This is a genomic window from Armatimonas sp., assembly GCF_031410135.1.
Lineage (GTDB): Bacteria > Armatimonadota > Armatimonadia > Armatimonadales > Armatimonadaceae > Armatimonas.
Map to the genome: position 1 here is coordinate 1 of NZ_JANNYP010000029.1, position 2,339 is coordinate 2,339.

General features: G+C 56.4%; 2 protein-coding genes and 1 pseudogene. 1 reads left to right on the forward strand and 2 read right to left on the reverse strand.

Annotated features, from left to right (window positions below):
- On the reverse strand, window positions 1-227 hold a 227-nt coding region (locus RMO15_RS01120), incomplete at its 3' end, for a PHP domain-containing protein (protein ID WP_309707066.1).
- 161 nt (window positions 228-388) lie between these two features.
- On the opposite strand from RMO15_RS01120, the gene RMO15_RS01125 reads away from it, so the two are divergent.
- Window positions 389-745, forward strand: coding sequence for a hypothetical protein (locus RMO15_RS01125; RefSeq protein WP_309707068.1), 357 nt, complete (start codon window positions 389-391; stop codon window positions 743-745).
- A gap of 10 nt (window positions 746-755) precedes the next feature.
- On the opposite strand, the pseudogene RMO15_RS01130 reads toward RMO15_RS01125, so the two are convergent.
- Window positions 756-2,339 (reverse strand): annotated as a pseudogene (locus RMO15_RS01130) (hypothetical protein); the annotation flags it as partial.

The following is a 2,339-nucleotide window of genomic DNA, read 5'->3' on the forward strand; positions in this document are numbered from 1 at the left end:
CGCCCTCGGGTCGCCACATAGAGCTCGCTTCCCACCAGCGGCTTAATCCCTGCCGCACGCGCCGCTGTATAGAACTCAAACGCACCGTACATCACGCCATGATCGGTGAGAGCCAGCGCGGGCATCTCCATCTCCACGGCATATTTCACCATATCTTTGATCTTGGAAGCGCCATCAAGAAGCGAAAACTCGGAGTGGTTGTGGAGGTGAACAAACGGGGTGGACATGGCCGGATTGTACCCGACGATTCTACAGGCTGGCTAATCCACACATCGCTGAGCAGGGGGCGCCCCAAAGCGGGATATTGATCGTCAACACGCACACGAGGTTTGTGAGAAAAAATAAAATTACTATGAGCGTAAAAAATAGTTTAACTGATATTGAAAGTATGGAATGGTTCAAATCGCTTTTTCGGCAGTCGCGCTTCAATGCTGCGCTGCCTACGCCACAGGAGCCTGAGATAAATCTGGTGATGCAGATGGTGATGACGATGACTCAGAAGGAATGGGTTGAGGAGCAGCTTACTCAGTGCTCCATTGAGCGCATGATGGAGGTGAGTGGGATTCGGGAGGCCCATATCCAGTCACTGCGCAACGCGGGCATCACCAATTTGAGGATTGCCCGTGAGCGGGAGAGTTTGCCGCTGATGGGCGCGACCAACGACTGGGCGCAGGACTGGTTGCGAAACTTCGTCTCCCGGCTGGAGCGTGAGTACCGCCAGCACCGTCGAAAGCTCACAAACTAAGGGGAGCGGGCTACTCTACTGTCACCCACTGCATGCCGCTGGCGGGAATGGTTACTTTGATCGTCACCGAGTAGTCCCGCTCTAGGCGGATCATGCTTGCTTCCCCTGCTCCGATTTTCAGCTTGGCACTTTTGGCGAGTCCGGTGTAGTAGAGTGGCAAGCGCAGCTCTCGGGTGAGGGGCTGTGGGGTGGGGTTGAAGAGCACGGCCATGCCTTTGGTTTTGAGGCTCGGGTTGACATGGAGCACGCCGTCCCAGTCCTGGCCATCGGCGCGGCGTAGGTGGAGCACATCGCTCTCAAGAATCTTACGGTGGGTTTTGAACCAGCTCACCCACTTTATCACCAGAGCCTTGGTCTCCGGCGAGTCGTAGAGGCGCGGGCCACGGTAGCAGGCTTGTGCCCCGTACCCAAGATTGTTCTGGAGGTGCCGCTCGTAGTCGGGGAGATGTTCTCGGAGCGGCTCGATGGTCGCTGCTGCACCGCCGCCTTGGTACTGCACCAGCGGCACAAACATCCAGCCCATGCTCGGGGTTTTCTCCCAGGTACCATCAAAGAGATTCTGGCGCGCGTGGAGCACTTGCTCGGCTCGGGGCAAGCTCCAGTTTGTTTCTCTATAGCCCATGCCGGTCTTGTTGGAGCCATTGAGGAAGTAAAAATCCGGGACATTGAGGTAGATATTCTTGCCACGGCACCAGTGGTAGAAGTCCCGAATCTGCATAAACTGAGTCCACTGCGAGTCGGCGAGGCTTTTGTGGCCAGGGTGATTTGTCGCGGAGCAGATATCGCCGGGGTAGCTGCCATCGTGCTCTAGAATATCGAAGCCTGTCTCGCTGAGAAATCTCTTGAGCTTCTCAAAGTACTCGATTCCCCACTTGCTTCCCAAACACGGGCTATTGCCAAAGATCGCCCCATTGGGATTTTTCACATCGTGCTCATCGGAGATGCGCCGGGAGGCCAGAAGCGAGTAGCCGCCCAGACGGATTTTCTTGCTGTGGGCATAGTCGGCCAGCGCTTTGAACTTGGCGATATTCTGTGGTGAGGTGTCTTCCATGTTCAGGCCACTGCCAAAGCTCAGGATCACCATCTCAAAGCCGACTTCGGCGCACTGGTCAATTGCCGTCTTGACTGTCTCCGGGTTGGTGGTCGTCACGTGGAGCAGAAGTGGATTGTCTAAAACCCACGGAGCTAGTGTCCGATACATCTTGCGCAGAGCCAGCCCCTTGCGCTCCCGCTCGGTAGAGTCGTGGAGGAGCAGAAACGTTCGAAAGCTATCGGTGCTGGCTCCGGGGGCAAGGTCAATATCGGGGCCATAGGGTGGGTGCACCTCCAGTAGACATGGCGTCTGGCGCTCGTAGTTGACTTGAGTCTGGTAGGCGGGGTCGGGTACTAAATGAACCGTTTTATTGGAGTTGCTCTGGCCCATCCCGCCGAAGCTGTAGTCCGTCGAGACCGAAAAATTCGGCTGATCCCAGCGCTCGATCTTATCCACCACCGACTCGGGCTCCACAAAAGCAAGGCGCTCGCTGGTGAACTTTGTCAGCCGGACGGTCTGACTGCCCGTGTTGGTGATTGTCAGCCACTTGGCAAAAACCGG

What these genes read in the sequence shown, in the direction of transcription:
- RMO15_RS01125 (WP_309707068.1), top strand. Translation starts at nt 389, where the DNA reads ATGGAATGGTTCAAATCGCTTTTTCGGCAGTCGCGCTTCAATGCTGCG.